5 protein-coding genes are annotated in these 6,000 nt (G+C 65.8%); 1 reads left to right on the top strand and 4 read right to left on the bottom strand.

The window, feature by feature from the left end; genetic code table 11:
- Positions 1–172: 172 nt before the first annotated feature.
- Positions 173–1,717: a heparinase II/III family protein gene (locus VFE28_11860; GenBank protein HZM16689.1), complete on the top strand. Its 1,545-nt coding sequence runs from the start codon at positions 173–175 to the stop codon at positions 1,715–1,717.
- Positions 1,718–2,170: 453 nt separating this feature from the next.
- Here VFE28_11860 and VFE28_11865 read toward each other — a convergent pair whose 3' ends face one another.
- The 4 genes from VFE28_11865 to VFE28_11880 all read right to left on the bottom strand — a co-directional run bounded on the left by VFE28_11865 (position 2,171) and on the right by VFE28_11880 (position 5,960).
- Positions 2,171–2,683 carry a DinB family protein gene (locus VFE28_11865; protein HZM16690.1) on the bottom strand — a complete coding sequence of 171 codons (513 nt, stop codon included), beginning with the start codon at positions 2,681–2,683 and terminating at the stop codon, positions 2,171–2,173.
- A 113-nt stretch (positions 2,684–2,796) separates the two neighbouring features.
- Positions 2,797–3,273, bottom strand: coding sequence for a YbhB/YbcL family Raf kinase inhibitor-like protein (locus VFE28_11870; protein HZM16691.1), 477 nt, complete (start codon positions 3,271–3,273; stop codon positions 2,797–2,799).
- A gap of 118 nt (positions 3,274–3,391) precedes the next feature.
- On the bottom strand, positions 3,392–4,918 hold the full coding sequence (locus VFE28_11875; protein HZM16692.1) for a serine hydrolase domain-containing protein: 1,527 nt from the start codon (positions 4,916–4,918) through the stop codon (positions 3,392–3,394).
- Positions 4,919–5,105: 187 nt separating this feature from the next.
- Positions 5,106–5,960, bottom strand: a complete 855-nt coding sequence (locus tag VFE28_11880; GenBank protein HZM16693.1) for a M4 family metallopeptidase — start codon at positions 5,958–5,960, stop codon at positions 5,106–5,108.
- Positions 5,961–6,000 lie beyond the last annotated feature (40 nt).

Below are 6,000 nucleotides of genomic sequence, written 5' to 3' on the forward strand. Positions count from 1 at the left end.
AGGAGGATCCGTGCAGGCCGGAACCCCCAGGCTCTATTTCGAGACCATCCGACGGCTTCGGGCCGAGCAGGTGGTTTACCAGCTACGCCGGCGCCTAGGCACCCTGCGGCCGGCTCCGCGAGCGGATTCTGCCCCAGCCGCCTTGGCCCCCAGGGAGGGCTGGGGTCCACGGGTGCCGCGCTGCCGGACGGCTCCGGAGACCGATGTGCTCGCCGGGAGCTTCCGCTTCTGGGGGACGGAGCGACACCTCGATCTCGAAGCCCCCTGGCTGGCCCCGGATCTCGGCGCTTCCTGGAACTATCCCCTGCATTATTTCGACGCCCTGCCCGCCTTGGCAGATCTCGCCCGAGAGGATGGGCCAAGCCTTCGAACCCTCTGTACCTTCGTGGGGCGTTGGATCGAGCACCATCCGCCGGGGAAAGGAATCGGCTGGGAGCCGTATCCCACCGCGCTCCGCTTGGTGAACTGGATCGACGCGCTTGCGATTCTCGGGCCTGCCGCCGAGCCCGGCTGGCGCGAACGCTTGCTCCGGAGCATCCACGTGCAGGCGCAATGGCTCTCCCGTTCCCTGGAGCGCCATCTCCTCGGCACCCATGTGCTCAAGGACGTCAAGGCTCTCCTGGTGACAGCGAGCCTGTTCGACGACGCTGCAGCTCGACGCTGGCGGCGCGAAGCAACGCCCCTGCTGCGCCGCGAGTTGCGCCACCACGTCGGCGCCGAGGGCGGCCACCTCGAGCCGAGCCTCATGTACCACTGCACGGCTCTCGAGGATGTCCTCGATCTCCTCAACTTCGCAGGCGCCCTCGACGTGGCGACAGCCGCCGAGGTCCAAAACGTGGCTTCACGCATGCTCGCCTTCGCCACCGCCACCGCGATGCCTTCGGGCGAGGTGCCTTTGCTCGGCGACGCCTGGATCGGCGGCGCGCCGAGTCCGGTCGAGCTGTCCGCCTATGCTGCCCGTCTAGGCCTGGAAGCTCCCATACCATTGCCTGGGCCGCTCCTCCTCAGCGAGGCGGGACTCCTGGTCTGGCGCGACGGTCGACTCGTGGCGCTGGCCGACGTGGGCGGCGTCGGGCCACCACACCTGAGCGGTCACGGCCACTGCGATTCGCTTTCCTTCGAGCTGTGGTGCGACGGCGCGCCGTTCGTCGTCGACTCCGGCACCTTCACTTACGAGCCAGGGACAGCTCGTCAAGCCTGCCGAACCACGGGCGCGCACAACACCATCCAGATCGACGGGAAGGAGCAGCACGAGATCTGGGCGGCGTTCCGTGTCGCCCGGCGCTCCGAGGTACGTGTCGTGTCCTCGACGAATTCGAGTCTCGCGGCCGAGCTCGTCCCATGGTTCGACAAGCGCCTGCGCGTGCAGCGACGGTTCGAATGGGAGGAAGGACTGCTCCGCATCGTCGATCGCGTCGAAGGCCCCGGGGCTCACCGAGTGGTCAGCCGCCTCCATTTGCACCCGGACTGCCAGGTGCAGACCACGGCGGAGGGTTGGATCCTGGTGCACGGCGATGCTCGAGTCGAGCTCTCCTGGCCGCGCGGAGCGCCCCTGCAGCCGCGACAAGAACCACAACTGCTGTCCCCTGAGTCCTCAGGGAGCCACTTCGCCGCCCGGGCAGGGGAGTTGCAGGCGAACGCGTTGCTGCAACACGTCTACGAAGGAACCCTACCCTTCACCTCCGTTTTGACCCTTCGCTGTCGCGACCCTCTCTGAACCGGGGGATGGAGAACAGTGAGCGGTCTGCATCGCATCGCCGTCCCGGGGTAGGGCCTGGGCAGGGATGGAGAACAGTGAGCGGTCTGCATCGAATCGCCGTCCCGGGGTAGGGCTTGGGCAGGGATGGAGAACAGTGAGCGGTCTGCATCGAACGCCGTCCCGAGGTAGGCCTGGGCGGAGATGGAGAACAGTGAGCGGTGCTTCGCATCGCCTTTCTCTTCGCATGGGGGCACGAGGAGATGCAAGAGGTGCAAGAAAGCTTCGTGCCAAGATGCAATTGCAGGAACCACAACACCTAGGGCGCGCAGAGGGTGTTGAGACCGTCGACAACGTTGACGGTGCGTGTCCACGATGTTGACGGGAGGGAGGCGAGCGGCCGTGAAGCCCGAGGGCATCGCCGCAAATCACGGAATCCTCACGAGTTCCGCTCCTCGGGAGACCCGGAGCGGATCAGGACTTGCGGGCGGGATTCAGGGCGGCCACGGAAACGGCGTTGACACTCGACGTGGAAGTCGAGGTCAGACGGCGGTGGTAGTCCATCTGGCCGAGGTGATAGCCGAGATGCGAGGCCAGGTGGGCGAGGAAGTCGGCGGTGTTCAGTGTGAACCCGCCCACCTTCTCGGGGAAGTCGGCGGCGAGACGCTGCGAATCGAGGTGGGGGAGAGTCGACTCGACCACGTCGCGAGCGGCCTGGATTCGCTGCAGGATCTCGGCCTTTGGCAAGTCCCGCTGGCTGAATTCCGCGGCTCGGTCACGCACGTAGGGGACGCCGCCCAGATGGAAGCCGACGTAGTGCCGCAAGTTCCCGCACAGGTGCAGCGCCAAGGTGCCACCCGAATTGGCGACGCCCGGGAACGCCTTCCATAGATCCTCGTCTCGCTCATAGGCCTCGACTTCGGTTCGGAGCGTGTCCAACTCGCGCAACAAGATCTGGCCGATGGAAGCCACGGGGATCGAAGTCAAGCTGTCCTCCCTTGGAGACGTACGAGGAGCTCGTTGCGCCCGGGCTCGGAGGTGGTGGGATGGGCGGAGCGGGTCATACGGAGCCTTCCGCGGGCCCACCGCGGCAACCCAGGTCAACGCGAATAGGTGCCGATCAATTCGGTCTGTCCGATCACGTGTCCCTCCATGGTGGCGAGCAACTTTTTCTTGTCCAGACCCGCTTCGAGAGGCAGGACCGCATCGAGAGCGTAGAGCTTGAAATAGTAGTGGTGCGTGCCGTGACCAGGGGGAGGTGCGGGGCCGCGGTAGCCGACGGTCCGCCAGGAATTGGTCCCTTGCACGGCTCCCGAGGGTTGCGACAGCGTGCGCGTGGTCGGGATGCCTTCGGCCAGTGCCGTCGTGCTCGCCGGGATCTTGTACACAATCCAATGAACCCACGGTGTAGCGCTGGGTGCGTCCGGGTCGTCGACGATGAGCGCCAACTCGCGACAGCTCGCCGGCGCTGAGGTCCAGGTCAGTGGCGGTGAGAGATCGACGCCATCGCCGCTGTGCCGCTGCGGGATGCGCCCCTGCGTTTCGAATGCGCTCGAACTCAAGCTCCAGTTTTGCATGACCGTCTCTCCGGCTTTCGGGACGAGGGCCGGGCGGCTCGACGCCGGCCCGGCACTCGGCACGGACTGGTTCCGTCGGCACCAGGGTAGCACCGGCGGGGCCCCGGGGGCGACCCGCTCAGCGGTGGAAGACCAGTTCACCGAAGCGAGGATGAAGCAGTCGAATGGATTCCACCGACTTGCCGTCGGCGGCGAGGAACTGTCCGGAGATGTTCTCGTCCAAGAAATCCGCGACGGTGAAGTGGTCGTTGCCTGCCGCCGAGGGTCCGATGGGGAGCGCCATCTCACCCAGCCGGCAGGCGAGTCGCGCTTCCGTCGCCTGCACTTCGAAGGTTCCCCACCAGGGGTTCGAAAACGAGCCCACGTATGCGGAAGGAGACTGGGAGAGCAGCGGGGCCGAAGACGGCGGGGGAGTCGAGGCCTGCTCTTCCGCCGCGGTTTGTTTCCTCTCTCGCGCCCGCCTCGTGAACCGGTCGTAGACGTCCCAGGCCGATTTCGTGCCGGTGAGACGTTCCAGGACGTCGACCGCCGCAATGTCGCCGAGCCCGCGGGCAGGGCCGCCGGCATTGAGCAGCACGACGACCCCGACGCCGTCGTCGGGGAGGAAGGCGACATACGCCGAAGCTCCGTCGTAGCCTCCCGAGTGCTGACAGAGCCGGTGACCGTTGAACGTCCCGACCGACCAGGCCAACCCGAAGCCCTCTATGATCCGGATCGAACCATCCGGCTCGTCCAGCTTGGATTGCGTCGCGCGCATCTCGCCTGTCGTCTCTTTGGATAGGATGCGCTTTCCATCGAGAGTGCCATCCTGGAGTTGCAGGCGCAGCCAGCGCGCCAGCTCATGAGCGGAGCTACCGAGACCTCCGGCGGCGTGCATGGTGCGGTCGGTCTTGCGTTGCTCCACAGCTCGCCAGGCGCCGTCGACGCGCTCGAGCGGAACCGCCGCATTGGGATCCGCGTACATCTGGCTCGCATATCCGGTCGTGCGCACCATGCCCGCCGGGGCCAGAATGCTCCGAGCCAGCTCGTCCCGCCAGGACTTGCCGGTGACGGCCTCGATGACGCGCCCCAGGACCGTGAAGTGAACGTTCGAGTACTCCACCGTACCCGCCGTTTCGGCTTGGGCGAGCCAGTGGTAATAGCGGTCCTCGGTGATCTCCCCCGTATACGCGTCCAGAAGCACGATCGGGCCGCTCCGGATCCCGTAACGATGGCAGAGGAGATCGCGGATCGTCACCCTCGCCGCCAAGGAGGAGTCGGCGAGTTGGAAGCGAGGCAGGTACTTGCGGACTGGATCGTCGAGGGAGAGACGCTTGGAATCAGCCAGGGCGCAGACGGTGGTCGCTGTGAAGGTCTTGGTGATGGAAGCGATGTAGAAGAGCGTTTCCGGAGTCACCGGGGCGCCCGAGCGTGGATCGCGGCTGCCGAATCCCTGGGCGTAGAGTCGTTCGCCCTGGACGACGGCCACGGCCATTCCCGGGACGTCGAAGAGGTCCATGATCTGGGTCCAGCGCTCGGGCAAGTCCGCGAGCGACGGTAGTTCCGTGAGAGGTGCGAGCGAATCCGTAGCACCCGCGGGGCTCGAGAGCCCGAATACGGAAAGCATGAACGCCTGAGCCAGGGGAAACCAAGTCCGGGAAACCATGGTGCCGCCCTCCTAGGGAACGCAAAGTCGGCGAGGCGGGGGGACGCAGTAAAGACGCAGCAGCAGGTCCGCTGGTTCGGTGCCTTTGATGCATCGGCGGCGGCAGCCGCAATCTTGGGTGCGGGCCTGGGCGGAGCGGGTCTGGAAGGCGCTATTTCACAGGTGGTTGGAGAGGGAAGGGCGCAGTTTACCTCGCCACCACGAGCTTCTGAGTTCGTTGCTCGGCGCCGGCGCGCAGCTGGAGGAGATAGATCCCCGCCGGGATCGGGTTCCCGGCGTCGTCGCGGCCGTCCCAAAGGCGCGAGTAGAGCCCGGGTACGAGGGGTTCGTGGGCCACGGTGCGAACGTGGCGGCCAGCCACGTCGAAGATCTCGAGCGTGACGGTCGAAGCGGCTGCGACTCGGAACTGGATGGTGGCGGCGCCGTTCGTCGGGTTCGGCACGCTGCCGCGTAGAAAGGTGCCGCTCATCGAGTCCTCGGTCGGCACATCGGCGACGTTCGCGCAGGCGGCGATGTGCGCAGGCTGGCCGCTACACAAGCCCGGCTGGTCGATCTCGACCGCCTGCAGTGCCTTGCGCACCTCGTCACAAGTCGTGGCGGTGTACAAATCGGCGCACGCCTGGTTGATGCCGGTATAGACCTCGTTGAACGTCGCGGTCCGCGTCAAGTACGTCGTCATGGTTCGGAACCAGATCCGAGCGGCCGCTGCGCGACCGACCCCGGTGATCGCACACCCATTGAACGTCCCGCCCTCGGACATCAAGTACATGCTCTTGCCCAGGACCGTGGAGTTGTGGTGGATGCCGCCATTGTCCTCCGTGCCACAGTAGTAATTGGAATGATGGAATCGATCCGGAAAAGGAGGGAAAGGATAGACATCCGTGAGAGAGGGTGGGTCCATGAGGCTTCTGGGGCTAAGAATCGAGCCCGTCCCGGTCATCCAGTCAGTGGTCGCCGTCACAGCAAGCTCGAATACTTCTCCGAAGAGGTCGGAAAACGCTTCACTGAGAGCGCCGGTTTCACCCTGATTGACCAGGCCGATTCCGCGGCCCGTGCCGTCCCGGAAGGAAAAGTTTGTGACA

It is taken from the genome of Candidatus Krumholzibacteriia bacterium (assembly GCA_035649275.1).
In the GTDB taxonomy this organism is placed as follows: Bacteria; Krumholzibacteriota; Krumholzibacteriia.

Bases quoted from the DNA above. Each gene is read 5' to 3' on its own strand.
- VFE28_11875 (HZM16692.1), bottom strand. From the start codon at position 4,918: ATGGTTTCCCGGACTTGGTTTCCCCTGGCTCAGGCGTTCATGCTTTCC.
- VFE28_11870 (HZM16691.1), bottom strand. From the start codon at position 3,273: ATGCAAAACTGGAGCTTGAGTTCGAGCGCATTCGAAACGCAGGGGCGC.